Raw genomic sequence first — 23582 nt, 5'->3', positions numbered from 1 at the left:
TTACTTGCAACTAGGGGAATGCAGAAATAGCTGCTTGCCAACAATTTCCCATTGCTAATGCAGGTGGGATGGAGCAAAATTTGTCTGCTGGAAAATATTTTATTAAAAATAATATTATGCTGGAAAAACTTCTACTCCTCTGCACACACCACTTCCGCCTGCTGTTGGCATTTGCTTTATCCTTTTATTTTCAGGTAGCCTTTGCCATCGATTTCGGACGTATCCAGCCGGAAGAGGCTGCCGTTTATGTGCAAGACCTCGACAGCGGTGAAGTGTTGTTTGCACATCGAGCTGATGTTTCTATGAATCCCGCCTCCACCATGAAATTGGTAACCACCTTCGCCGCCTTGCGTGGATTGGGCGGTGATTACCGCTGGCAAACCCAATGGCGCAGCAGTGGTACGGTGGCTAATGGTGCACTACAAGGTGATTTATACTGGGTGGGCAGTGGCAACCCTGCCTTCGACCAGCCCGATCTCTTGGATATGCAACAGCAGCTAGTGCGGCAGGGCATCTTGTCGTTAAATGGCAAAGTGGTGCTGGATCGGCGTGTTTGGGGTGGCCTTGCTAGTGCTGAAGGTTTTGAAAATGACGCAGACGAAAGCTTTGTTGTACCGCCTGACCCACACATGATTGCTTACAAAGCCCTTTGGATTACTGCCGCCCGCAATGAAGCCGGACAGCCTGTTTTCTTGCTCAATCCGCCACTCTACGGCATCCAAACTGACCTCAGCCAACTCACCGAAACCGACGGCCGCTGCGGCAAACTTTCCAATCATGTTTCCGCCAAATTTGAAAACGGTGTGCTGGTGTTCCGTGGCCGCCTGCCTGCTGCCTGTATGGGCGAGAAAATGTTTATCAATTTGTTCGATGCCCCACGCTTTGCCGAAGAAAGTTTTCGCGGCTATTGGCTCGCACAGGGCTTGGGCGGCCTATATGGCTTTGGCCGGGGAGCTGCCCCTAGCAATAGCCGCATCTTGGCCACGCACTTTTCTAAACCGCTGGGCGAGGTGCTGACCGACATGAACAAACACTCCAACAACCTGATTGCACGCAGTGTTTTTCTCACTCTTGGCCACCAGGCAAGCGGACCACACAGCGTGCAGAACGCCGAGGCTGCCGTGCGGCGGCAGCTGGTTTCGGTCGGATTGGATGATGAAGCGCTGGTGTTGGAAAACGGCTCCGGCCTCTCCCGCCGCGAGCGGCTTACCGCCCGTTTTCTCGGCAGCATGTTGTTTCAAGCCTACCGCTCCTCTTTCCGCGATACCTTCATCCACACCCTGCCGATTGCCGGTACCGATGGCACCCTGCGTGGCCGCTTTCGCCAGCTCGGCCGCTCGCTGCGCATGAAAACAGGTACGCTGCGCGACGTGCGTGCACTGGCCGGCTACTGGTTGCCGCCCAATGGACGCAGGCTGGCCGTGGTGGTGATTATTAACAGCCACCGTTCCGGCGGCTACCTACCCGATATGGACGCCATGGTGCGCCGGATTGTGCATGATGCCGATAGATTGGATAACGTTCAAACCGTACCCACCCAATAATCGGCAAATGCAACGGGAAAGCTGCCGAATACCTTATCCCACAAGGAAAAGCTGGCAAAGTAGAGCATTTTCAGGTAGCCTATAAAGTTTATAGCGGATCAATCCGCCATATCTCCATTTTGATTTTTTCACCCCTTTCTCAGGAGTAAACCATGAGCGAACAAGAACAACAGCAACCGATTTTCAATGTAGAAAGACTGTATGTAAAGGATTTGTCTTTGGAAGTGCCGCACGCACCGGAAGTATTCCTCAGCCAGGATGCTCCGAACGTGGAAATCCAAGTACACACCGATTCTAAGAAACTGGAAGAAGAACACCACGAAGTAACCGTCACCGTCACCGTCACCGCTAAGTTGCCTGATGGCAAAGTATTGTTCCTGAACGAAGTGGCGCAGAGCGGCATTTTCCGTTTGGCAAACATTCCGGAGCAAGATGTGAAAGTATTGCTCGGCATTGCCTGCCCGAACATCCTCTACCCCTATGCCCGCGAAGCTGTGTCTTCCTGCATCACCCGTGCCGGCTTCCCGCCCGTGGTATTGATGCCGATCAACTTCGAAGCCATGTACGAACAGCAACAAGCCGCTGCCAATGCTCCGGCTGCTGGCAACGCTTAATTCGAGGTCAATAAGGCAAGCAGGCTATGGTAGGAAATGCCATAGCCTGTTTTGCGTTTTGCACAAAGAGGCTGTTTATTTTTCAGGTAGCCTCTTTATCATCTAGAAGGCTACCTGAAAACTTCCGGCAGCCCAAAAGCCAATCTTCAAGGGAATGCCTAAAGATTATTCTGTTATTCCCCTGATTCGTTTTATCTCTTTCTCGTATTTACGGTCATTGAAATAATCGCCTGTACTTATTTCCAGTTCGCCGCAATCGGAAATGAGGCAGTCTTGTGTGTCATAAATTTTATAAGTTTGTTGAATGTTTCCTATCGCACATTCGCCATCCAATCCTAACGATATGGTGTAGAACACATCATCCAGCAGGGTGTTGATTGTTTCTTTAAGCTGTTCGGTTTGGCTATCGTTAAGCAGCAGGGTTTTTATTTTGGTATTTACAGTGCTGGGGGTAGGCCGGCTGTTGTTCAAAACAAGATTTGAGAAATTTCAGCTTTCCCAGATAGAGATTTTTGGCAAATTCGTCTGCAGGCATGGCTATCCCTTCTTCCCGGAGAGATGTCGGTAAGATAGCTGGCAGGCTTGCGGATGTTTCCCAATTAAGTTTTAGCTTCGCAGAAACGCTGCTACGCTATGTTTCTACTCCGTTGAGGCTGACGCTTTCAGGTAGCCTAGCTCAACTAAAAGGTTACCTGAAGCTTATAGAAGCTGTTTTTCAGGTAGCCTTTAATCAGAAAACCGCATTTAGCACAATAAAGCAAATCGATGCCAGCAGGCCGGCGGCCGGCACGGTGATTACCCAAGCCAAGGCGATCGGCTTCATCAGCCGCCAGTTGGCATTGCGGTTTACCAGCCCAATGCCGAGCACGGCGCCAACGAGGATGTGGGTGCTGGATACGGGCAGCCCCAGCGCGGAGGCCAGCATCACAACGGTGGCGGCGGAGAGCTCGGCCACGAAGCCGGAAGAGGGGTGCATTTTGGCCAAGTTTTCGCCCACGGTGGCAATCACTTCCCGCCCGATAAACCACAGCCCTACCACCAGCGATACGCCAAAGGTGAGCATGGTAATTGGCGGAATGTCGCCGCTGCTGCCGATGGTGCCGCTGCGCAGCACGTCCATGATGGCGGCAAACGGACCGATGGCGTTGGCGATGTCGTTCGAACCGTGGCTGAAGGCAAAGCAGCAGGCAGTAAACACTTGCAGCCAGCTGAACATGATGAAGGTGGCGCGGTCGAGATTGGCACCAGTTTTCAGGGTGCGGGCGTAGGCAAACGTGCCCATCCACAATACCGCGCCAACCATGCCGACAATCAGCAGGTTATCCAGCGTACCCAAGCCTAAATTGAGGTGTTTTAGGCCTTTAAACAGCAGCATCGCCGCCATCACCATGCCGCCTACCGCACCCACCAGCGGCACCCACAGGCGCAGGGCACGGAAGGCGTTGATTTCGTCTTTGCGGCAGTCGATTTCGTGCAGGCCGCGATAGTAGTCGGACACCAGCTCTTCTGGTTGGTAGTTGCCTTCGTTGTAAAGCTGGGCATCGCGCACGATGGTGGCGGTGTAGGCCATCTGCTGCAATTCGCTCATCTGCTCGAAGCGTGTTTTGTGTTCCTTTTTGTAGGCCAATTTTTGCTTGCGCAGGCGCTGCACATGGCGGCTGGAGGCCACGTTGTAGCCCAGGATATAGGTTTTAATGTTTTTAAACACCAAATAGGAAGTTACCCCACCCAAGAGTGGCGAGAGCACCCAGGAAATAGCGATTTCGCCGATTTTTTCCCAGTGCACCATATTCAAACCGGCCAAACCGTTGTTGTAAAAGCCCAAAACCATCGCTGCTCCCACGATGCCGCCGATGATGGAATGCGTGGTGGACACTGGTAGGCCTTTTTGCGAGGCAAACAGCAGCCACAACGAGGCGGCGGCCAGTGCAGCCATCATAATATGGACAAATTGCACAGGTTCCAGTGTCATGCTGCTCAAATCCACGATGCCGTTGCGGATGGTATCGGTAACGCCGCCGCCAACCAGTATCGCGCCGCTCACTTCAAACACCGCCGCCACGGCCAGCGCCTGCGGGATGCTCAGCGTGCCGGCGCCCACCGAAGTGCCAAAGGAGTTGGCCACATCGTTGCCACCGATATTGAACGCCATAAAGATGCCGAACAGTGCCGCGAGAATAAACAGCGCGGAATGGTTATGTTGTATATAGCCCAGCCCCCAATAGATGAAATAGCAGGACACGCTGAACAACAAGGCCATACCGAGGAAATTAACGCTTTTCAAACGCAGCGAGGCAGAAGAACCGGCCATGGTGAAAATCTTTACAAACAAAATGTTGAATATGGCAGCCGCAGCAATTCATGCTGCAGCCGAACAAACGGCGCAATTATACCAAACCAATTTGTGCTGCATGCAAAATCAGGCTACCTGAAAGCATCGCCTCAGGTAGCCTGATATACAGAATGGGCGGATTGCTACACTTTTGCCTGACTGTATTCCTGCAATAGCGTGCGGAACGCTTCCGCCGTTTCCGGGTGTTTCAGCCCGTAGGCCAGCGTGGCTTCCAGGTAGCCCAGCTTGCTGCCGCAGTCGTAGCGTTTGCCCGCAAAAGCGTGTGCCAACACCGGTTCGTGTTCCAACAGCTTGGCGATGCCGTCGGTAAGCTGGATTTCGCCGCCCGCCCCGCGCCCTACGGTTTGCAGCAGGGAGAAAATGCGCGGCGTGAGGATGTAGCGCCCCACCACGGCCAGGTTGGACGGTGCTTCTTCCGGCTTCGGTTTTTCCACAATGCTTTGAATGCGCTGATATTGCTGCCACGGCGACACTTCCACGATGCCGTAGGAGCCGGTTTGCGAAGGCGCTACGGTTTCCACGCCCAGCACGCTATTGCCGGTTTGACGGTACACCTCGGCCATTTGCGCAATCGCACCCTGCGGCGCATCGATTAGGTCGTCGGCCAGAATCACGGCAAAGGGCTCGTTGCCCACCGCCGCGCGGGCACACAGCACGGCATGCCCCAAGCCCAAGGCCTCGGCCTGGCGGATATACAGGCAGGTAACATCGGGCGGCAAAATATCGCGCACATGCGAGAGCAGCGAAGTTTTGTGGCGCTGTTCCAGTTCGGTTTCCAGCTCGTAGGCCTTGTCGAAATGGTCTTCGATGCTGCGTTTGTTGCGGCCGGTAACAAACACCAATTCGGTGCAGCCGGCGGCTACGGCCTCTTCCACTGCGTATTGAATCAGCGGCTTATCTACAATCGGCAGCATTTCTTTGGGACTGGCCTTGGTGGCGGGCAGAAAGCGCGTGCCCATCCCGGCCACGGGGAAGACGGCTTTTTTGATTAGAACGGGGTTTTGCATGGTTTTGCTTCGGTGTCAGTTCGAAAGATGGCGCATTATATAGCTAAAGCAATTATTTTTTCATACAAGACGAGCCAACGTGGTAGGAAGAAATAAGTACTTTAGCTATAGCCACAGACACGGCTTACAATGGATGTTTAAAGGCTACCTGAAATTTTCAGGTAGCCTTTTCGGCTGCATTTCAACGCCATGCGGCCAGAAATTCCTGCCAATGTACTTTGTCTTCTTGAGTTTTCAGGTAGCCTTTAAGCCGCCGGATTTCCATTTCGTATTCGTCGGCATCGGCTGCACCGCTCATCAGGCGGAAGCGTTGGAACATGAGGTAGGTGTTGGCGGCGTCGGTTTCGCAGTAGTCGCGGATTTCGCGCAGGCGGCCTTCGTGGAAGGCTTGCCACACTTTGCTGCCGTCCATGCCCAGCTTGCCGGGGAAGCCGCACAGCTTGGCCATGTCGTCTAAGGGCACGCTGGCGCGGGGCTGGTGGAGGGCGAGCAGGTCCATCAGGTCGCAATGGCGGTTGTGGTAGCGGTTGATGTAGTTGTTCCATTTGAAGTCGCGGCTGTCGCCGAAATCGCCCTCACCGGTGTCCCAATAGCGGGCGGCGGATAGGCCATGAATCAGGGCGCGGTAGTGCAGCACGGGCAGGTCGAAGCCGCCGCCGTTCCAGCTCACCAGCTGCGGGGTGTGGTTTTCGATCAGCTCGAAAAATTTGGCGATGATGGTTTCTTCGCTGTCGCCGATTTCGCCGATGGTGCCGACGTGGATTTTGTCGCCGCCCCAGCGCATACAGCAGGAAATGGCCACCACCTGCTGCAAATGATAGGGCATGAAATCGCTGCCGTTGTGGGTGGCGCGGCGCTGCTGCTGCGCCCAGGCGACCACGTCGGCAGCGGGCGTATCGGCAGGTAGGCCGTGCAGTAGGCGGATGCCGTTGGCATCGGGAACGGTTTCGATATCGAAGGCGAGGATCGGAGTCATGATGGGCGGCGTGAGGTGGGAACAGCATGGATTGTGGCACGAAGCGGGGGTTTCGCCAAGATTGGTTGATGAGTTTCAGGTAGCCTGCGGCTGCTTGGCCAAATCACTGCAATAAAATTGCAGGCACGGCCTCAATTCCTAATGGAACCTTTTATTTGCACATCCTGAATCAGCTGTGAAAAAAGAGCCGCAAATTGCTCTGCAGCTCTTTTTGATATCCGCCTTACCGCTTCAACTTCGCAAACGCATCCGCCATCGCCGAATTGGTTGGGGCGCGGTCGTTGCGTTGTGGTTTGCGGTCGCAGCGTTCGGAGTGTTTGTTTTGACGAAACTCGCTACGCACGTTTTCAGACGACCTGTTGCCTTTGGCTGCGCCGCCCGGTTCGTCATCCAAGCGCATGGTCAGCGCGATGCGTTTTCTGGCCGCATCGACTTCCAGCACTTTCACTTTCACTACATCTCCGGCTTTCACGACTTCGCGCGGGTCTTGGACGAACTTATTGGACAGGGCGGAGATGTGCACCAAGCCGTCCTGATGGACGCCGATGTCTACGAATGCGCCGAAGTTGGCGACGTTGGAGACCACGCCTTCGAGTATCATGCCGACTTGCAAGTCGCTGATTTCGTGTATGTCTTCGGCGAATGAGGCCGTCTGAAATTCGCCGCGCGGGTCGCGGCCGGGTTTTTCCAGCTCGGACAGGATGTCCAGAATGGTCGGCAGGCCGAAGCGCTCGTCGGTGAAGTCGGACGCTTTGATTTGCTTCACGCGCTCGCGGTTACCGATGAGTTCGGCGGCGGTAATGCCTTGTTGCGCCAGCATTTTGGCGACGACGGGATAGGCTTCGGGGTGGACGGCGCTCGCGTCCAGCGGCTCTTTGCCGCCGTTAATCCGCAAAAAGCCCGCCGCCTGTTCGAAGGTTTTTTCGCCCAAACGCGGCACTTTCAGCAATTTTTTGCGGCTGTCGAACGCGCCGTTTTCATCGCGGTAGGCGATGATGTTTTGAGCAAGGGTTTGATTCAAACCGGAAATCCGCGCCAAGAGCGGGGCGGAGGCGGTGTTCACGTCCACGCCGACGGCGTTCACGCAGTCTTCGACCACCGCGTCCAGCGATTTGGCGAGCTGACTTTGGTTCACGTCGTGCTGATACTGACCTACGCCGATGGATTTGGGGTCGATTTTCACCAATTCGGCGAGCGGGTCTTGCAGCCTGCGGGCGATGGACACCGCGCCGCGCAGGGAAACGTCCAAGTCGGGGAACTCGCGCGCCGCCAGTTCGGACGCGGAATAAATCGATGCGCCGGCTTCGGAGACGACGATTTTGTGCAGCCCCATTTCCGGCATCCCGCGCACCAGTTCGCCCGCGATTTTGTCGGTTTCGCGGCTGGCGGTGCCGTTGCCGATGGCGATGAGCTTCACGCCGTGTTGTTTAATCAGGCGCGACAGTGTTGCCAACATATTGTTTTCTTGGTGCAAATAGACGATAACCGTATCCAGCAGCTTGCCCGTGTCGTCCACCACGGCGCATTTCACACCGTTGCGGTAGCCGGGGTCGAGTCCCAGCGTGGTCAGCCGTCCGGCGGGCGCGGCGAGCAGCAAGTCTTTGAGATTGCGGGCGAACACGGTAATCGCGTCGGTGTCGGCGGCTTCTTTCAGACGACCTAAGGCTTCAAGCTCCAGCGACAAAAAGATTTTTGCGCGCCAAGTCAGGCGCACGGTGTCGCGCAGCCATTTGTGGCCGTCTGAAACCTTGAAACGGCGGGCGATGATTTGCTCGTATTCGCTTTGCTGCGTAATCGGCGTGTCGTCGGGCTGGTATTTGAGCGCGATGTTCAACACGCCTTCGTTGCGGCCGCGCAAAACCGCCAGCGCGCGATGGCTGGGCATGGCGCGGACGGGTTCGCGGTGGTCGAAATAATCGCTGAATTTTTCGCCTTCGGTTTCTTTGCCTTCAACGACTTGCGCGTGGATTTCGGCTTCGTTCCACAGCTTGTCGCGCAGCGTGCCAATGAGTTCCGCGTCTTCGGCAAACTGCTCCATCAGAATCGCGCGCGCGCCGTCCAGCGCGGCTTTGGCGTCGGGGACGTTTTCGTTCAGGTAGCCTTGCGCGGCGGCTTCCACGTCCTGCGGCTGCTCGGCAAGCAAAACGTCCGCCAGCGGCTGCAACCCGTGTTCGCGCGCGATTTGCGCTTTGGTGCGGCGTTTGGGCTTGTAGGGCAGGTACAGGTCTTCTAGCGCGGTTTTGTTGTCGGCGGCTTCGATTTGCGCCCTGAGGTCGTCTGAAAGCTTGCCTTGCTCTTCAATGCTTTTTAAAACAACGGCTTTGCGCTCTTCCAACTCGCGCAGGTATTGCAGCCGCTCGGCAAGCTGTCGCAACTGCGTATCGTCCAGCCCGCCCGTGGCTTCCTTGCGGTAACGGGCGATAAACGGCACAGTCGCGCCGTCGTCTAAAAGCTCGATGGCGGCGGTGATTTGGGCGGCAGTGGCGGAGAGTTCTTGGGAGAGGATTTGGGTGATGTTCATTAGTTATTTCCTATTAAAATTTCAATGCATTGTATTAAAAGTGGTGATTTCAATTTGTCCGCTTGTGTAGAGGAATGTCGGGAAGATAGGCAACAAGCGCGTAAGAAAATCGGATTGTTGTGGCTTGTATCTGAATCAAAATAGCAGGATTTCGGATGGGTCAAGCGGCGATGTCGCCGGCTTATTCCTCATCATATTCTTCATCATCTTCTTCTTCGTCATAAGAAGTGTAGAGCCAATTGTCCCAGCCGAACAGTTCGAGCAGAGTGTCGAAGCGGTCTTGGTCGGCAGTGCCGATAAATACGCCGCTTGCGTTGCCGTTTTCAGCAAAACAAAGCAGGATGATTTCGTGAAAACCGTCGGTGTAGAAGCGTTGGTTCTCTTTGCGGAGTTCTATGATTTCGGTGCGGTTTTGTTGGATAAACCGTGCGGCTTGGGCATCTATCGATTCCTCGTTCATGAAGTTGGCGCAGTAGTACAGACCGCCCATAGCGGCGTTGGTGCAAGCCAATTCCAGCAGTAGGGCGCGGGTGTCAGGCAGGTGCGGCTGCCATTCGTAGCTTTCGGTTTTATCGGTATAAAAGCTGATATGGACAGGCGGGTTGTCTTGCGCCAAATCGGCTCTGGCAATGCCACACAAAAACACGCCTTGGTTTTCTTCCATCAGCACCAGATAATCGCCGTCAAAATCTATCTTTTCTAATGGCAACAATCGGTTAAACGATTAATTGACCGCTTCGCTGCCGCCTAATGTAAGCAGATATTTGCGCAAGACGGCAGGAAAGCGGATGCCTAGGCGTTGTTCGGTAGCGGTGATTTTGGCTTCGGGCAAGCAGCAGGGGGAAATTGAGCTGATAGAGGGCGGATATATGTTTTAGATAATCCATGGTTGAGGCTGGAGGCTACCTGAAAAGGCAAAAGCCGGATTATGCCATATATCGTAATATAGCAAATCAATGCACTTTCGATACAAGGCAAGCCAACGCCGTATTTGGAGTTAAGTTGATTTGTGATTTGCTATAACTATTTTCAGGTAGCCTTCCTACCTAAACTCAGGCTACCTGAAAGCCGCCGTGCGCAAACTTTGCTAAAATGCCGCCAACTTTTTCTATGGAAACCGTTATGCAACAGCAGCCAGACGACCAGCAGGAATGGGTGAGCAAAACCCGCCACAAAAAAGAAATGCACGATTTGCAGGATTTGGGCATGCAGCTTGCCCGCCTCTCCGGCGACACCCTGAAGAAAATCGAATTGCCCGAAGAATTGCGCGAAGCCATTGCCATGTATAAGAAAATTAACAGCAACGGCGCGCTCAAGCGGCAAACGCAATACATCGGCCGCCTGATGCGCGATCTCGATCCGGAGCCGATCCGCGAGTTTCTCGACAAACTGCAGGGCAGCCACGCTGCTTACAACGCGTTCTTGCAGCGTGTGGAACAGATGCGCGAAACCCTGTTGGAAAGCGACGATGCGCTCACCGACTTCCTGCGCGATTACCCCGCCGCCGAAGCCGGCCAGTTGCGCACCCTGATTCGCAACACGCGCAAGGAACGCGAGCAGGCCAAGCCGCCCAAACACTTCCGCGCGCTCTATCGCTACCTGAAAGAAGCGATGGAGGCGGATAACCCCGCCGCAGGCGCGCCGGAGGAGGAAGACGGGCAGGGCGGGGAGCAGGAATAAGCGGTTTGGCCCTAGCTAGCAAGAAAAGGCTACCTGAAAAACAGTTTTCCAGTTTTCAGGTAGCCTTTATTTTGTTTGCCGTGGTGCCGGGGCTTGGTGCGGATAGCGGATGAAAATCAAAATATAGTGAATTAACAAAAACCAGTACAGCGTTGCCTCGCCTTGCCGTACTACCTGTACTGTCTGCGGCTCGCCGCCTTGTCCTGATTTTTGTTAATCCACTATAGGGCAGGGCGAGCCAATGCCGTATTGAATCCGCTATGCTGCGGCCAGCCGGGCTTGGTTGGGCATCGCGGTTTCATCCTTTTGATTTCGCTGTTGGGGATATGCTGAACAGGGGGAGGGCATTCGTCCCGAATGTGGCTTAACCTTACCGTTTCGGCAAACGCGCTATAATGCCGCGTTTCCCAGTTTTACCCCGCAGCGGAGCAGCACCATGACCTCATCCAGCCAACGCCCAGCCGACTCCTCCCATGCCGACGGCCAAACGCCGCTGCGGCGCGCGTGGGCGGGCTATACCGACCGCCGCGCCATCGCCATGCTGTTGCTCGGTTTTGCGGCGGGGATTCCGATTTTGCTGATTTTCTCCAGCCTCTCGTTGTGGCTCACCGAAGCCGGCGTCGACCGCGCCACGGTTACCATGTTCAGCTGGGCGGCATTGGGCTATTCCTTCAAATTCATCTGGGCGCCGTTAATTGATGCGCTGCCGCTGCCGTGGCTCACGCGCCGTTTCGGGCAGCGGCGCGGCTGGCTGCTGCTGGCGCAGGGGCTGATTATCGCCGCGATTTTGGCGATGGCCGCGCTCAATCCGGCCAATGCGGCGGTGTTGCCGTGGATGGCGGCAGCGGCGGTGTTGCTCGGCTTTTCTTCGGCCACGCAGGACGTGGTGATTGATGCCTACCGCATCGAAAGCGCGCCGGGCGATGCGGCGATGCAGTCGGTGATGTCGGCCACTTATACGGCGGGCTACCGCGTGGGCATGATTGTGGCCGGGGCGGGCGCATTGTGGCTGGCCAGCGGCTTCGGCTCGGAAAAGGGGCATTATCTGTATGCCGCCTGGCGCAACACGTATTGGCTGATGGCGGCCACCATGGGCGCCGGGGTGCTCACCACGCTGTGGGTGGCCGAGCCTGCGGTAAAACGCGAGCGGCCGGCCGGCTTGGCGCTGGGCGACAATGCACGGCTGGTGGGCTTGTTTGTGTGTGCGGTGGCGGCTTTTGTGCTGATGTTCCGCTGGGCTGGCGGATGGCTACCTGAAAACCAAGGGCCGCTGCTTTCCCTGTTGTGGGAAGGCGCTCGGCTTTCGGCGGCATTGATGGCGGCGGTGCTGACGGGTCGGCTGTTGGTGTTGCTGGGGCTGGTGCGCGGCGAAGTGGTGCGGCAAACCTGGGTGTTGCCGCTGGCCGACTTTTTCCAACGCTACGGCCGCCATGCTGCGCTGCTACTAGCCTTAATCGGGCTATACCGCATTTCGGATATCGTGGCCGGGGTGATCGCCAATGTGTTTTATGCCGATATGGGCTTCAGCAAAGACGAGATTGCCGGGGCGGTGAAAACCTTCGGCGTGCTGATGTCGATTGCCGGCGGCTTTTTCGGCGGCCTCTTGGCGCAGCGGTTTGCCGTGATGCGCATGATGATGCTCGGCGCCGTGCTGGCTTCGGCCACCAATTTGCTGTTTATCCTGCTGTTTTGGCAGGGGCACAATCTGCCCTTCCTCTATTTGGCCGTGGCCTTCGACAACCTCGCCGGCGGCTTGGCCAGCGCCGTATTTGTGGCCTTCCTCTCCTCGCTCACCAGTATCCGGTTTACCGCCGTGCAATACGCCCTGTTCAGCTCGCTGATGACGCTCCTGCCCAAAACGCTGGGCGGCTACTCCGGCAGCATCGTGAACCAAATCGGCTACGACGGCTTTTTCCTCTTCACCGCGCTTCTGGGCCTGCCGGTGCTCGGCCTGGTGTGGCTGGTGGGGCGCAAGTTGCCGCTGCAGGGGTAGGTTTTCAGGTAGCCTCAATCAGGCAGAAAGGCTACCTGAAAATCGAAATCCCAACGAACCCAATCTTGATTGACTAAAAATATTGATACAAAACAAGCTGCAATATTCCCGCGTAGACACGCCGTCCGCCTTTTGGTGTAGACTGCGCGCCACCCAGCGTTTTTATTTTTAGGAGCAAATCCCTTATGCTGAAAAATATTCTCACCGCCGCCGTATTGTCCGCCCTGCTCGGCGCCTGTGCCGCCACCGGCAGCGGCGAAGCCTTCCCCGCCCGTGCCGACCAGCTGTCCGCCCGCACCGAGCAGGCCGCAGCCGCCGTGCGCCAGCGCGAAGCCAAGGAAAACATCATCGCCTACTACGATGCCGACGGCGATGCCGCCGAACGCCCGATGAAAGGCGGCTACTACCGCGTTCTGCTCGGCCGCACCGCCGAAGGCCGCGCCGTGGTGCAGGATTTCTACCAAGACAGCCGCACCAAGCAAATCAATCCCGTGGTTATCGGTAAAGACAGCGAGCTGAAAAACTTCAGTTCCGATGTGATTGAAGGTTTGGTGGTGTGGTACACCCCCGAAGGCCGCCTCACGAATTTTGCCGAAATCCATGACGGCAAACAGCTTCGCGCAGGTATGTATGGCGAAAACGGCCAGCTGGTGTTGAGCATTGCGGGCGAGCCGGATGTGAAAGACACGCCCTTCGAAATGAAAGGCTACTACGAAAACGGCAAACCGATGTTCGAGCTCATCGATAACCACACCGAAAACGGCTTGGTGCGTACCTACTATTACGCCAACGGCAACAAACTGATGCAGAGCGTGGGCAAGGAAGATGTGAAAACCGAATTTTGGAAGGAAGACGGCAGCAGCGCCACGGCAGACGAGGTGCAGACTCAGCTGCGCGAGAGCCTCCAGCGCGTGAATTATCTGATGAGCAAACACCTGCGCTAAAGCTGGTATAAACTATCAAAGGCTACCTGAAACCCTTCAGGTAGCCTTTTGCTATGGCGGTGTGGGTAGCATCCTGTATGGAAAAATAATGAGTTTGGCTATAGAATTGCATCAATCTGCCAATCGCGTAGATACTCACTAATTCCAATAGGGAAATCTATGAATAAACACTTCGCCACTGTGGCTGCGGCCCTGTTGCTGGCCGCCTGTAATCCCAATCAAAACAATAGCCAAAACAACGCAGCATTTGCACCGCCGGCTGCTTCCAACACTGCCGAAGGCCAGCAGGCGACTGCTATGGCCTTGCCTGCCGATGCAACAGAACTTGAAGCGGCGGCTGCCAAAGCCGTGGAAGGTTATCAGCCTGCTGCTGAGAAGCAGGTGATTTATTTCGACAAAGATTCCAAACCCACCGATAAACCCAGCGTCGGCGGCTATTACCGTGAAGTGTTGGGCACCATGCCCGATGGTCGCTTAGTGGTGCAGGATTTCTACCAAGACAGCGGCAAGCCGCAGATTCTGCCCGCCATTCTCTCCAAAGACGGCGATCCGAAAAACTTCTCCACCGATGTGAACGATAGCCTGGTGGTGTGGAAAGAGGAGGACGGCACGGTATTTGCCGCCGGCAAATTTACCCAAGGCAAACTTGACGGCTGGTACGGTATGTACCGCAACGGCCGCCAGGTTCTCCAAGTTCGTGATAGTGGGTCTGAGTCGGATGACGAAGTGGTGTTCTTCTATAACGATGGCAAACCGATGGTGTGGGGGCGTTCCGCTGCAGATAAACAACGCCTCATCTTAAACTACTATTATCCAGGCGGGAGCATCATGCTTAACTCCATTGTCAACCTCAATGGGACAGAACAACCTGTTCTCTCCGCTTGGGACAAACAAGGCAAACCCACTTCCGTGGACGCCATCAAAGGAGATTGGGAATCCATTCAATCTTCCTTGGTTGAGCTGCAAGAATATATGGAGCAGCATAAAACGGGCATGGGTGGCGGACAATCCGCTTCCGCACCTAAATAATCTTATGATCTTACAGCCGCTTAACGCAGAGTGATGCCAATGCTTCCCATGCTAGGCGGCTGATTCTTTCTCCACCCCGCTTTTCACACATAAAGGAGCTTCAAATGTCTCAATTCGACGTAGTGGTAATCGGCGCCGGCCCCGGCGGTTATGTTGCCGCCATCCGCGCCGCACAGCTGGGTTTCAAAACCGCCTGTATCGATGCCGGCGTGAATAAGGCCGGCGACGCCCCCGCTTTGGGCGGCACCTGCCTGAACGTGGGCTGCATCCCTTCCAAAGCTCTGTTGCAATCGTCCGAGCATTTCCATGCTGCGCAGCATGACTTTGCCGAACACGGCATCACTGTGGGCAATGTGCAGTTTGACGCCGCCAAGATGATCGAGCGCAAAGATGCTATCGTCACCAAGCTCACAGGCGGGATTAAGTTCCTGTTTCAGAAAAATAAAGTAACCAGCCTGTTCGGCACGGCCTCCTTCGTAGGCAAAAATGGCGATTTCTGGCAGCTGGAAGTGGACGACAAAGGCGCAAAAACCACGGTTGAAGGTAAGCACATCATCGTGGCCACCGGCTCCACCCCGCGCGCGCTGCCCTTGGTGGACATCGATAACGTGAACGTGTTGGATAACGAAGGCGCGTTGAATTTGACCCAAGTGCCGGCCAAGCTCGGCGTCATTGGTGCTGGCGTCATCGGTTTGGAAATGGGCTCGGTGTGGAAACGCGTGGGCGCAGAAGTCACTATTTTGGAAGCCTCCCCCGTGTTCCTCGGCGCCGCCGACCAGCAGATTGCCAAAGAAGCGTTCAAATACTTCACCCGCGAGCAAGGCTTGAACATCCAGCTGGGCGTGAAACTGAACAAAATCACCAGCGGCAGCAAAGTGGTGGTGGAATACAACAACGCCAAGGGCGAAGCGCAAACTGCCGAGTTCGATAAGCTCATCGTGGCCATCGGCCGCGTGCCCAACACCCACGGCCTGAATGCCGAAGCGGTCGGCCTGCAGAAAGACGAGCGCGGCTTCATCGTGGTGGACGGCGAATGCCGCACCAACCTGCCCAACGTATGGGCCATCGGCGACGTGGTGCGCGGCCCGATGTTGGCACACAAAGCCAGCGACGAAGGCGTGGCCGTAGCCGAACGCATTGCCGGCCAGAAACCGCACCTCGATTTCAACACCATCCCGTGGGTTATCTACACCGACCCGGAAATCGCCTGGGTGGGCAAAACCGAAGAGCAGCTCAAAGCAGAAGGCGTGGACTACAAAAAAGGCACGTCCGGCTTTGCCGCCAACGGCCGCGCCATGGGTTTGGGCAAAGCCAAAGGCACGGTTAAAGTGCTGGCCGATGCCAAAACCGACCGCATCTTAGGCGTGCACATGATCGGCCCGATGGTGAGCGAGCTGATCAGCGAAGGCGTGGTGGGCATGGAATTCTGCGCCAGCAGCGAAGACATCGCCCGCATCGTCCACGCCCACCCGACCCTGTCGGAAGTGGTGCACGAAGCCGCCCTGGCCGCCGACAAGCGTGCCCTACACGGCTAATCCCGCCGCCTGCCTGCCTTGTGCGAAATGGCGCGTAGGGCAGGCAGGAGGTGATGAAGGCTACCTGAAATGGTTTGTAGATTTCAGGTAGCCTTATATTACGCCCCGACAACAGGGGCAAGCAGTAAAAACCAATCTGAACAGTATCTTAGGCGGTTGCTTGACAGCCAGCCTGCATTCGAGTAAGCAAAGATTGCCCTTGTGTCATAGACCAAGGGCGATTTTTTATGAAACTCAAACAACAGATGATGAGGCAGGGCAAGGCAAGCGTAGCGAGCCGCAGCCTTCCTTGTCTAAATAAAAACAACTCAATCGGCAGCACCACTGCCCCTGTGAAGTGGGGCTGGCAGGCCGATACCGCCGAAGCTGTGGAAGCTCGGTTGAATGAGTTCACGACCGTCCACCGCAAATCAGCCTATGTGCTGCAACTCAACGTCAAGTCTTTTATAGACCGCCACGGCATCGACCGCGTTGGATTTTTAACGCTGACCTTTGCCGACGACGTAAAAGACCCCAAAGAAGCACAGCGCCGCTTCAACAGCCTGCGCACAAACTTCTTGAAACACCACTACAAACAATACATCCGCGTAGTCGAACGAACCAAAACAGGCCGCATACATTACCACCTGCTAGTAGCCTGCAAGGAAAACATCCGCCGTGGTCTGAACTTCCGCCAAATCGCCGCCCGTAATTACAAAAGCGCGAATGCCGCGATACGCGGCCACTGGGCACGCCTACGCGAAGCAATGGGCAAATACGGCTTCGGCAGAAGCGAACTCATGCCGGTAAAAACAAACAGCAAAGGCTTGGCAAACTACATCGCCAAATACATAGGCAAACACATAAACGCACGGATAAGCGCAGATAAAGGCGTCCGCTTGTGCCAGACCAGTCAAGATAAAGGCTTTCGCTGGAAGATTGCGACAAGTGGTTTTCAATTCGTAAGCGAAGGGTCGAAACAATGGCGGCAGAAACTCGCCAAGTGGGTGCAAGAATGGGACAGCTATTTTTTTTACAAAACCTTGAAAGGAAACAAAGTCCTGGGCGAACCGCAAAACTATATATCGATAACCGAAGACAACTTTTTAGAACGCCTGAAGGAAGAACTAGGCAGCAAATGGGCATACAAAAATCGCGAAGCGATAGCCGCCACTCCGATTTAACGAAAGGACTAAACGAAATGGAAATATTAGTACGAGGGAATATGCAAAAAGGATTTATCGCCTGTGCCGTTACAGAAAGCACCGATATTTTTATAGACACTTATTCAAACCCGATAGAGGCAATACAAGAACTGCAACAACGAATGTTCAGAGGCCGCGCACAAATTTCCGTTATGTTCCAAGAAGAAGACGAACAGGAAGAATGGCAAGTTTTAGACGAAGTACCACCCACCCAAGCAAACGAAAGGAAAGCAAAATGAGCAGCAACGAAACCAGCAAACCCACCGAAGGCTTTTACATCGAAGCCAGTTTTGACCGCATTATCGCCAAAGAAAAGAAAGACCGCGAAGGCAACACCTACAAAGCCTACTACGTCGGCGTAATTGTCAGAACCGAAGAGGCCACCAGCCTTTACCAGCTAAAGACTAAATCCCCCGAATTGTACACCAAATACAAAAGCGGCGACCCGTTAAGAGTAAGGGTAATGCCACGAGCATTCAAAGACTTCCTGTATTTCACGATTGTGGAGTAATAGATGGCAGATATTAACCATTATTGGGATTTAAAAGACGAATTAGATGCAGTTATTGATGAGCTTGTCTCCACTGGTGATGAACTTTTGGAAGAGGGGCGCATAGATGAACTTAATGAATTGATTTCAAGACGAGATGAGATTAAAGCGGAATTGGAGGCTTTAGATGATGAATTTGAAGAGGTTGTTTTCTTCCAAGAAGGCGATAGTCTGACGTTTGATGTCTGAACCTATTCAGCCCCCGCGGGCAGGCTGGATAAAAACCCCTGTAACGCCCGCATTTTTTACAACTTGAAAGGAAATGTTATGAAAAACTTGATTAATAACGCAAAAGCCCGTGCAGCCGTACTGGGTACAACCTTAGCCATGCCCATTCTCGCCTTCGCTGAAGACGATTTGAGCACCACCGCAGTGGCCGAAATCGGCAAGCTGAAACCGATGGTTGCAGCCGTAGGCGGCGCATTCCTCGGTGTAGCTCTCGCCTTTGTCGGCTACCGCGTAATCATGAAAGTGATTAACCGCGGCGGCTAAGCCGAAGGGGGCAATTATGGGCTACAGAATAGGCAGCCAGTGTTTTGAGACCAAGGCAGCGGCAACCGATTACCAAATGTCCACGGTTGCCCCCGTTATCACGGCAGACGGCAAACTGTTGCATCCGGTTAAAAGCGGGGAGACATGGACGTTTGCCGGGCAGCCCGTGAACCTGAGCTTCGGCGATTGCGACCCAGTCGCCGAATTCAAAGACGGCGCGGCGGTGGCCGCCGCCATCGTCGGCCTGATGGTTACAGCCTATTGCATACGCTACTTTATCGCATTCATCCACAAAGCCGCCAACGCAGAGGGGGAAGCATGAACGAACTCCGAAAGATAAGCACAGTCCTGCGGGCTGTGCGTTTGACTATATGGGCAGGAAGGAAGACAAGACATGACCGTTTATTTTTACATCGGCTTTATCGCTGTGCTGTTGCCATTTTGGCTGTTGTTGCAGCCGTTCAGGTAGCCCGGGCAGACGTACCGCCCGCCTACCCGCCGCAGAATACGCCAGCGATACAGCAGATGGCAACCGCAAGGACTGGGCAAACTTTCAGCTACAACAGCCAAGCAGGGCGAATGACTATTGGGGAGTACCAGCCCGGACAAGTGCCGCGGGCAACATTTACTAGGGCAACCCCCAGCCTAGGCCAGCGAAGCCACCCTGTGAATCTGACTGACAATTACGGCAACGTCGCACGCGGTCAAATCCAGACGCAAACCCAAATCCCGGGCGGCGCAGGCGGTAGCGTGATGAACAAAGCAGTAACCGGCCTGATTGCCGGTGATGTAGCCGGACGGGTAGTCAATTCACCCGCCGCCCAAAATGCCGCCAAATCCATCGGCCAAGGCAACTACGCCGAAGGCGCACTGTCAGCAGCAGCCGCCTTTGACGTATTCGATATCGGCAGCGGCCTCAACAGCCTCAAGGACATCTTTGTCAAAGCCCAAGAAGCTAAAACCGCCAGCGTGATACAAGCCCGCGAAGAGTTTGCGAAAAGCTATGAAGAGTTAAAAGGGCTGTCGAAGGTATATGTAGTTTACCGTAGTGCCCAAGGCGGTCAAAACGCGGATTACCCCGGTTTTGGCATCATCGGCATTTATAAAGAGCCGGTAACATTGTCCAACGGATATATTAAATCAACAAACCGCTATCCAAACGGCAAGGGCGGCTATGATAGCAAAGTGTTTGGCACTTATCCTTTTGAAATTAATGGTGTACAAGTATCTCATGCAGTGAAACAGGTTGCTCCCACTCCTGAGCTCTTCCAGCGCCCCATTACGCCGGAAGAACTCATGCTCAATGCCGCAGAAATGCAGCAAATCGTATTACAGCAGCTTGCCGACCAAAACAGCGCACTCAACAAAAACACCGAAGCCATGACCCAGCTAATTAATGCCCTGTGGGCAGGCGGCCACCTTGGCCCCGGCAATACCCAAAGCATGGTTTCAGGCAGCCCGGCAGATAACACCTTTCTAACTTCTCCCTACACTCCCGCCGGTAGCAATCAAGCCCAACAAACCCAGTTTGTCGTCAACAACAACGGCACAGTAACCCAAACAACGATTAACAGGCCGGATTTGGCCGCCAACACGAGCCAAGCACCTACGCGGGCAGAGGTCGGCAAAAGCCAGCAGCAGGCTCAAGACACGCGACCAGCCAAGGAAGGAAGCAGCAGCGAAAAGCCCGATATCTGCGCCCAGAACCCAAACAGCCTAATGTGTGCCGAAGCGGGGAATGCCGATTACACCGACCCCGTTATACCTGAAAAGCAAATTGATTTCGACTTCAAGCCTGCCAACATATTCAGCAACGACGGCGTTTGTCCGCAGCCTGTAACGTTCGAGATATTCGGCAAGTCGTACCAGTTCAGCTACGCGCAAAGCTGCGATTTCCTGCGCAAAGTGCGCCCGCTGATAATACTGGCGGCAATGGTAATGGCCATGATAATGGCCTATAACGCGGTAAAGGAGCTATGAAATGAGGCTGAATCTAGGCAGCGTATTAACAGGCGTATTGATGAGCGTGGCCGGAAAGCTGATAACGGCGTTAGGGGTCGGCTTCGTGTCTTACGCCGGGCTGAACCTGCTGCAAAACAAGTTCGCCGGTTGGCTGCAAACACAGATGGGCGCCATCCCCGCAGATGCGCTGCAAATATTTTACATCGCAGGCGGCGGCGTCGCCCTGAATTGGCTCTTTGGCGCATTCGCCTTTATCAGCACCATTAAAGCCAGCGGCAAGCTGATAGCTGGCATGAAAAAATAAGGACAACCCACCATGATATATCTGATTACAGGCAACCCCGGCACAGGCAAAACCCTGCACATGGTATCCATGCTGGCCAAGCGCGAAGACCTGCGCAACCGCCCGCTTTACATCGACGGCATTAACGAACTGGACAGCGACAAAATCCCCTATTTGCCCATGCCGGAAGGCTGCAACGGCAGCAACTGGCACGAATGGCTACCTGACGGGGCAATACTCGTGGTAGACGAATGTCAGCGCTACTGGCGCGCCCGCTCCAACGGCTCAAAAGTGCCTGAAGCTGTGCAAGCCATGGAAACGCACCGCCACAAAGGGGTTGATATCTACCTGCTCTCGCAAAAGCCCGGGCAGCTTGACTACAACCTAAAGGCACTTGTCGGCAACCATAAGCACCTATGGATTAGCCAGCTCGGCACGCGTCGCATGTACGAGTGGCAGAAATGCGCTAATCCCGACAGCAGGGCGGATATCGATTTAGCCCTTGTCCGCGGCTATAAGCTGGATAAGTCCGCGTATAACCTGTACAAGTCCGCCGAAGTTCACACCAAGACAGTACAGGGCAAAAGCAAATGGCTGTGGCTCATGCCCGTAGTGCTGCTGGCCACTGCTGGCCTGTCCTATTGGGGCTATGCGCAGTTTAAAGATAGGCTTGAGCCCGAACAGACTGCGGCAGCGCAAGCGGACGCATCGCCGACAGGCGGAGGGGGAGGAGCTACTGCACCGCACCAGACGCCAGGCGGCGACAGCGCCCCAGCCTACGCGCCGCCCGCTGAAGAGGTCAAGACCCTTAAACCAGAAGATTTTAAGCCCAGCATGGACGGCAAACCGTGGACAGCCCCAGCCTACGCACCGCAGAACACAGCCATCAGCACCATGCCCTACCCTGTCGCCTGTGTGAAAAGCGGCGATAGCTGTACCTGTTATACCGACCAAGCCACCCCTATCAGGGGCATGGATAAGGGCTTGTGTATCGACTTTGCCGAAAACGGCATTTACAATCCATACCGAACCGCCGTGCAGAGTGCCGTAGCGGATAAATCCTAAGGAGATGTGAAATGTTTGAGAAAGTGCCTGTAAATGGTTTGGTAGATGTACGGGTTTTGAAGGGCGAAGAGTACGACGGTAATTTTTTGCTGGCAAAGCGTGTCCTTGGCAACCCACAGCCTGAAAACAGGACGTTGGGCGCGTTGATAGTGGACGGCCAGCAAGCAGACGTTTTGGCTAAAGCGTTGGCCACCGTCAAGCAGGAGTTCGAGCTAGACCGCGCCGAAAGCCTGATATTGGCTAATATGATTGAAGCCGTTGAGCAGTTAGCACATGTAACGGCAAATGCAAAGTTTGAAGTTTTTGAGTAGTTTTGTAGTCCCCCCGCCCAATGGATGCCGTGAAAGGTAGCTGGTCGTAGGAGGCCGAACAAAAGATAGGCAGGGCGGAGCTCCCACATTTAATTCTGAACAGTATCGAAGGCCGCGCAGCGAGCCTGCATATAAGTGGAGAATACACCATGAACTATTTAGGAATAGATGTAAGCAAGAAGAAAATAGACTGCTGCCTAATCGTAGGGGAAAAGTACCTACATCGCGTATTGAAAAACGACCAAAGCGGATTTGAGAAGCTGCGGGATTGGCTCAAGAAATACACGGACAAGCCCGTTTACGCCTGTTTGGAGGCGACGGGCATTTATAGCGAACACATCGCCGATTGGCTGCATGATGAAGGCCATCGCGTAGCGATCGCAAACCCGTTAAGCATTAAGAAATTTGCCGAAATGCAATTGCTGGCAGTCAAAACAGACAAGCAAGATGCCAAGACCATTGCCAAGTATTGCCGGATGACACAGCCCACGCTGTACGCACCGCCGCCGAAATCCGAGCGACAATTGAAAGCGCTAACCCGTCAAGTCGAATATTTGAAAGAAATGGTAGTCGCCAATCAAAACCGCTTTCAGGTATCGCAAGACGTAACGGCGCCCATCATCGCCGACACAATAGCGCATCTGCGGCAGCAGATCGCGCAAGTCGAGCAGCAAATTCAAACGCACATCAAGCAAAGTCCAGACCTCAAAGACAAGGCCGACCTGCTAAAGTCGGTTCGGGGCATCGGTGCAGCGACGATACCCCACCTGATAACGCTGTTCGGGTTCAAGACGTTCAGCACGGCAAAGGCTGCGATTAAGTACGTCGGATTAAACCCCATTATCAAGCAAAGCGGCGAAAAGAAAACAAGGTTTGTCGCTATCTCGAAGCAAGGGGATAAGACCATTCGCACGGCGTTATATATGCCGGCAGTCCGCGCATTCACTTTGCCGGAATGGCAGCCGTTTGTTAATCGGTTAAAGGCCGCTGGGAAGACGGGTAAGCAGATTGTTTGCGCGATAATGCGCAAGTTGTTGGTGTACTGTTTTACCGTCTTAAAGAGTGGCAGACCCTACGACCCGCAAATACAAGCAGCCTGAATGGCTTTAGCTCCGCAGGAGGTAAAGGCAGGCAGGTTGCCGCCAAGCGAAGCGCGGCAGCTAAATGGTTACCGCTTCGCAAGGGGAAATACGTCGAAAAATCAAGAGAGATACGGAGATTTAACTAATATTTACACAGTGAAAATTTGACAAGATATGTAACAGTATCTTTTGTGTGCCTGCCGATTATGGAGCGGGCTTGGTTGGGGCTACCTGAAATGCTGGAGAGGCGGGTTTGATGATGTAGGAATCAACGGCGTTGTTTCGCGCAGGTATGTAGATATTGTCTGCGGCCCGCCGCCCGGTTTTCTTCTCTTTCCCATTCACTATATATCCGCCCTGCTGCTATATCAAAGGCTACCTGAAAATAGTGCGAACGTATTTCCAGCTTCGTTGGTGCTTTGCTTTCAGGTAGCCTTCAACGTTGCCGACGGCAGCC

General features: G+C 54.5%; 24 protein-coding genes. 18 read left to right on the top strand and 6 right to left on the bottom strand.

Translation table 11 applies throughout. The annotated features are described in order from the left end of the window. The first annotated feature begins 116 nt into the window (after positions 1 to 116). Entirely contained in the window at positions 117 to 1544 is a 1428-nt protein-coding gene (gene dacB / locus A7P96_RS04735) for a D-alanyl-D-alanine carboxypeptidase/D-alanyl-D-alanine-endopeptidase (RefSeq protein ID WP_197476446.1), read from the top strand. Between the two features lie 152 nt (positions 1545 to 1696). Further along, a complete protein-coding gene (gene secB, locus A7P96_RS04730; protein WP_003823659.1) occupies positions 1697 to 2158 on the top strand; it encodes a protein-export chaperone SecB in 462 nt (153 codons plus the stop codon). A 165-nt stretch (positions 2159 to 2323) separates the two neighbouring features. Here the strand turns inward: secB and A7P96_RS04725 are convergent, their stop codons facing one another. From A7P96_RS04725 to A7P96_RS04700, 6 genes are all read right to left on the bottom strand, one after another. After that, positions 2324 to 2629 carry a hypothetical protein gene (locus A7P96_RS04725; protein ID WP_197476445.1) on the bottom strand — a complete coding sequence of 102 codons (306 nt, stop codon included), beginning with the start codon at positions 2627 to 2629 and terminating at the stop codon, positions 2324 to 2326. 259 nt (positions 2630 to 2888) lie between these two features. Beyond that, positions 2889 to 4469 carry an inorganic phosphate transporter gene (locus tag A7P96_RS04720; protein WP_067525150.1) on the bottom strand — a complete coding sequence of 527 codons (1581 nt, stop codon included), beginning with the start codon at positions 4467 to 4469 and terminating at the stop codon, positions 2889 to 2891. 164 nt (positions 4470 to 4633) lie between these two features. Further along, positions 4634 to 5518, bottom strand: a complete 885-nt coding sequence (gene galU / locus A7P96_RS04715; RefSeq protein WP_067525148.1) for a UTP--glucose-1-phosphate uridylyltransferase GalU — start codon at positions 5516 to 5518, stop codon at positions 4634 to 4636. A gap of 181 nt (positions 5519 to 5699) precedes the next feature. Beyond that, positions 5700 to 6494 (bottom strand): 3'-5' exonuclease, encoded by a 795-nt coding sequence (locus tag A7P96_RS04710; protein ID WP_067525146.1) that lies wholly within the window; start codon positions 6492 to 6494, stop codon positions 5700 to 5702. Between the two features lie 223 nt (positions 6495 to 6717). Beyond that, positions 6718 to 9015 (bottom strand): Tex family protein, encoded by a 2298-nt coding sequence (locus tag A7P96_RS04705; RefSeq protein WP_067525144.1) that lies wholly within the window; start codon positions 9013 to 9015, stop codon positions 6718 to 6720. A gap of 181 nt (positions 9016 to 9196) precedes the next feature. Further along, on the bottom strand, positions 9197 to 9727 hold the full coding sequence (locus A7P96_RS04700; protein WP_231863635.1) for an SMI1/KNR4 family protein: 531 nt from the start codon (positions 9725 to 9727) through the stop codon (positions 9197 to 9199). A 410-nt stretch (positions 9728 to 10137) separates the two neighbouring features. On the opposite strand from A7P96_RS04700, the gene yjgA reads away from it, so the two are divergent. The 16 genes from yjgA (at position 10138) to A7P96_RS04620 (ending at position 23143) form a co-directional block, all read left to right on the top strand. Further along, entirely contained in the window at positions 10138 to 10695 is a 558-nt protein-coding gene (gene yjgA / locus A7P96_RS04695; protein ID WP_067525142.1) for a ribosome biogenesis factor YjgA, read from the top strand. Between the two features lie 538 nt (positions 10696 to 11233). Continuing rightward, positions 11234 to 12688: an MFS transporter gene (locus A7P96_RS04690; protein ID WP_067525309.1), complete on the top strand. Its 1455-nt coding sequence runs from the start codon at positions 11234 to 11236 to the stop codon at positions 12686 to 12688. Between the two features lie 185 nt (positions 12689 to 12873). Then, complete coding sequence (locus A7P96_RS04685) at positions 12874 to 13632, top strand: hypothetical protein (protein WP_067525139.1); 759 nt, start codon at positions 12874 to 12876, stop codon at positions 13630 to 13632. 159 nt (positions 13633 to 13791) lie between these two features. Further along, on the top strand, positions 13792 to 14661 hold the full coding sequence (locus tag A7P96_RS04680; RefSeq protein ID WP_067525137.1) for a hypothetical protein: 870 nt from the start codon (positions 13792 to 13794) through the stop codon (positions 14659 to 14661). 104 nt (positions 14662 to 14765) lie between these two features. Then, entirely contained in the window at positions 14766 to 16196 is a 1431-nt protein-coding gene (gene lpdA / locus A7P96_RS04675) for a dihydrolipoyl dehydrogenase (RefSeq protein ID WP_067525134.1), read from the top strand. A gap of 227 nt (positions 16197 to 16423) precedes the next feature. After that, positions 16424 to 17359: a replication endonuclease gene (locus tag A7P96_RS04670; RefSeq protein ID WP_231863634.1), complete on the top strand. Its 936-nt coding sequence runs from the start codon at positions 16424 to 16426 to the stop codon at positions 17357 to 17359. A gap of 17 nt (positions 17360 to 17376) precedes the next feature. Next, positions 17377 to 17619 (top strand): hypothetical protein, encoded by a 243-nt coding sequence (locus tag A7P96_RS04665; RefSeq protein ID WP_156496271.1) that lies wholly within the window; start codon positions 17377 to 17379, stop codon positions 17617 to 17619. Continuing rightward, positions 17616 to 17891, top strand: a complete 276-nt coding sequence (locus tag A7P96_RS04660) for a hypothetical protein (RefSeq protein WP_067525130.1) — start codon at positions 17616 to 17618, stop codon at positions 17889 to 17891. The genes A7P96_RS04665 and A7P96_RS04660 overlap by 4 nt, the downstream gene beginning before the upstream one ends. Before the next feature lie 3 nt (positions 17892 to 17894). Next, positions 17895 to 18119 carry a hypothetical protein gene (locus A7P96_RS04655; protein WP_067525128.1) on the top strand — a complete coding sequence of 75 codons (225 nt, stop codon included), beginning with the start codon at positions 17895 to 17897 and terminating at the stop codon, positions 18117 to 18119. 78 nt (positions 18120 to 18197) lie between these two features. Beyond that, positions 18198 to 18422 (top strand): major capsid protein, encoded by a 225-nt coding sequence (locus A7P96_RS04650; RefSeq protein ID WP_067525127.1) that lies wholly within the window; start codon positions 18198 to 18200, stop codon positions 18420 to 18422. A 76-nt stretch (positions 18423 to 18498) separates the two neighbouring features. After that, positions 18499 to 18744 carry a hypothetical protein gene (locus tag A7P96_RS10950; RefSeq protein ID WP_197476443.1) on the top strand — a complete coding sequence of 82 codons (246 nt, stop codon included), beginning with the start codon at positions 18499 to 18501 and terminating at the stop codon, positions 18742 to 18744. 344 nt (positions 18745 to 19088) lie between these two features. Further along, a complete protein-coding gene (locus tag A7P96_RS04640; protein WP_067525123.1) occupies positions 19089 to 20402 on the top strand; it encodes a virulence factor TspB C-terminal domain-related protein in 1314 nt (437 codons plus the stop codon). Between the two features lies 1 nt (position 20403). Next, positions 20404 to 20688 carry a DUF2523 domain-containing protein gene (locus tag A7P96_RS04635; protein WP_064105727.1) on the top strand — a complete coding sequence of 95 codons (285 nt, stop codon included), beginning with the start codon at positions 20404 to 20406 and terminating at the stop codon, positions 20686 to 20688. A 12-nt stretch (positions 20689 to 20700) separates the two neighbouring features. After that, positions 20701 to 21732: a zonular occludens toxin domain-containing protein gene (locus tag A7P96_RS04630; RefSeq protein ID WP_067525122.1), complete on the top strand. Its 1032-nt coding sequence runs from the start codon at positions 20701 to 20703 to the stop codon at positions 21730 to 21732. Positions 21733 to 21743: 11 nt separating this feature from the next. Continuing rightward, complete coding sequence (locus A7P96_RS04625) at positions 21744 to 22043, top strand: hypothetical protein (RefSeq protein ID WP_067525120.1); 300 nt, start codon at positions 21744 to 21746, stop codon at positions 22041 to 22043. Positions 22044 to 22192: 149 nt separating this feature from the next. After that, positions 22193 to 23143 (top strand): transposase, encoded by a 951-nt coding sequence (locus A7P96_RS04620; protein ID WP_067525118.1) that lies wholly within the window; start codon positions 22193 to 22195, stop codon positions 23141 to 23143. Positions 23144 to 23582 lie beyond the last annotated feature (439 nt).

This window comes from Eikenella sp. NML03-A-027 (assembly GCF_001648395.1).
In the GTDB taxonomy this organism is placed as follows: Bacteria; Pseudomonadota; Gammaproteobacteria; order Burkholderiales; family Neisseriaceae; genus Eikenella; species Eikenella exigua.
The sequence above is the reverse complement of the archived record's forward strand: the minus strand, read 5'-3'. Positions and strand labels throughout refer to the sequence as shown.

What these genes read in the sequence shown, in the direction of transcription:
- lpdA (WP_067525134.1), top strand. Translation starts at nt 14,766, where the DNA reads ATGTCTCAATTCGACGTAGTGGTAATCGGCGCCGGCCCCGGCGGTTAT.
- dacB (WP_197476446.1), top strand. Translation starts at nt 117, where the DNA reads ATGCTGGAAAAACTTCTACTCCTCTGCACACACCACTTCCGCCTGCTG.
- A7P96_RS04670 (WP_231863634.1), top strand. Translation starts at nt 16,424, where the DNA reads ATGAAACTCAAACAACAGATGATGAGGCAGGGCAAGGCAAGCGTAGCG.
- A7P96_RS04720 (WP_067525150.1), bottom strand. Translation starts at nt 4,469, where the DNA reads ATGGCCGGTTCTTCTGCCTCGCTGCGTTTGAAAAGCGTTAATTTCCTC.
- A7P96_RS04630 (WP_067525122.1), top strand. Translation starts at nt 20,701, where the DNA reads ATGATATATCTGATTACAGGCAACCCCGGCACAGGCAAAACCCTGCAC.
- A7P96_RS04705 (WP_067525144.1), bottom strand. Translation starts at nt 9,015, where the DNA reads ATGAACATCACCCAAATCCTCTCCCAAGAACTCTCCGCCACTGCCGCC.
- A7P96_RS10950 (WP_197476443.1), top strand. Translation starts at nt 18,499, where the DNA reads ATGTCCACGGTTGCCCCCGTTATCACGGCAGACGGCAAACTGTTGCAT.
- A7P96_RS04655 (WP_067525128.1), top strand. Translation starts at nt 17,895, where the DNA reads ATGGCAGATATTAACCATTATTGGGATTTAAAAGACGAATTAGATGCA.
- A7P96_RS04710 (WP_067525146.1), bottom strand. Translation starts at nt 6,494, where the DNA reads ATGACTCCGATCCTCGCCTTCGATATCGAAACCGTTCCCGATGCCAAC.
- A7P96_RS04625 (WP_067525120.1), top strand. Translation starts at nt 21,744, where the DNA reads ATGTTTGAGAAAGTGCCTGTAAATGGTTTGGTAGATGTACGGGTTTTG.
- galU (WP_067525148.1), bottom strand. Translation starts at nt 5,518, where the DNA reads ATGCAAAACCCCGTTCTAATCAAAAAAGCCGTCTTCCCCGTGGCCGGG.
- A7P96_RS04685 (WP_067525139.1), top strand. Translation starts at nt 12,874, where the DNA reads ATGCTGAAAAATATTCTCACCGCCGCCGTATTGTCCGCCCTGCTCGGC.
- A7P96_RS04635 (WP_064105727.1), top strand. Translation starts at nt 20,404, where the DNA reads ATGAGGCTGAATCTAGGCAGCGTATTAACAGGCGTATTGATGAGCGTG.
- A7P96_RS04620 (WP_067525118.1), top strand. Translation starts at nt 22,193, where the DNA reads ATGAACTATTTAGGAATAGATGTAAGCAAGAAGAAAATAGACTGCTGC.
- secB (WP_003823659.1), top strand. Translation starts at nt 1,697, where the DNA reads ATGAGCGAACAAGAACAACAGCAACCGATTTTCAATGTAGAAAGACTG.
- A7P96_RS04660 (WP_067525130.1), top strand. Translation starts at nt 17,616, where the DNA reads ATGAGCAGCAACGAAACCAGCAAACCCACCGAAGGCTTTTACATCGAA.
- A7P96_RS04650 (WP_067525127.1), top strand. Translation starts at nt 18,198, where the DNA reads ATGAAAAACTTGATTAATAACGCAAAAGCCCGTGCAGCCGTACTGGGT.
- A7P96_RS04665 (WP_156496271.1), top strand. Translation starts at nt 17,377, where the DNA reads ATGGAAATATTAGTACGAGGGAATATGCAAAAAGGATTTATCGCCTGT.
- A7P96_RS04680 (WP_067525137.1), top strand. Translation starts at nt 13,792, where the DNA reads ATGAATAAACACTTCGCCACTGTGGCTGCGGCCCTGTTGCTGGCCGCC.
- yjgA (WP_067525142.1), top strand. Translation starts at nt 10,138, where the DNA reads ATGCAACAGCAGCCAGACGACCAGCAGGAATGGGTGAGCAAAACCCGC.
- A7P96_RS04690 (WP_067525309.1), top strand. Translation starts at nt 11,234, where the DNA reads ATGCTGTTGCTCGGTTTTGCGGCGGGGATTCCGATTTTGCTGATTTTC.